Annotated in this window: 1 protein-coding gene; it reads right to left on the bottom strand. The window is 72.5% G+C overall.

Annotated features, from left to right (window positions below; all coding sequences use genetic code 11):
• On the bottom strand, positions 1-835 hold an 835-nt coding region (locus AC6CH6_RS17860; RefSeq protein WP_498256162.1), incomplete at both ends, for an acetyl-CoA C-acyltransferase.

Genomic DNA, 835 nt, shown 5'->3' with positions numbered 1-835 from the left:
CGTCGAGGCCGAGGCGGCGGATGCAGGCCAGCGACTGGGAGGCGAAGGCCTCGTTGAGCTCGACCGCCCCCAGGTCGCCGATGCCCCACCCGGTGCGCCCGAGCACCTTCTGGGTGGCCGGGACCGGGCCGATGCCCATGATCTCCGGGGGCACGCCGGCGGAGGCGCCGTCGACGATCCGGGCCCGGGCGGCCAGCCCGTACTTCTCGGCCGCCCGCTCGGAGACCACGAGGATCGCCGAGGCGCCGTCGTTGAGGGAGGAGGCATTGCCGGCGGTGACGACCGTCCCGTGGTCCACCACGGGGCGCAGCCTGGCGAGGGCGTCCATCGTGGTGCCCGGGCGGGGGCCCTCGTCCGTGTCGACGACGGTCGTCGCACCCTTGCGGCCGGTGACGGTCACCGGGACGATCTCGTCGGCGAAGCGCCCGGCGTCGATCGCGGCGATCGCCTTCTCGTGGGAGGCCACGGCGAAGGCGTCGGCGTCCTCGCGCGAGATCCCGTCGACGATCGCGACCTCCTCGGCCGTCTCCGGCATCGAGTAGGTCATCTTGTCCTGCTTCTTGAACTCGGGGTTGGTGAAGCGCCAGCCGATGGAGGTGTCGAAGACGTCCCCGGGCTTCGCGAACGCCTTGGCGGGCTTCTCCATCACCCAGGGGGCGCGGGACATGGACTCCACGCCGCCGGCGACGACGATGTCGGCGGCGCCGGCCTTGATCATGTGGGAGGCCATGATGACGGCCGAGAGCCCGGAGGCGCACAGGCGGTTGACGGTGATGCCGGGGACGGTGTCGGGGAAGCCGGCGAGCAGCCAGGCCATGCGGGCGACGTTGCGGTT

This window comes from Kocuria sp. GQ42, assembly GCF_059758435.1.
The sequence above is the reverse complement of the archived record's forward strand: the minus strand, read 5'-3'. Positions and strand labels throughout refer to the sequence as shown.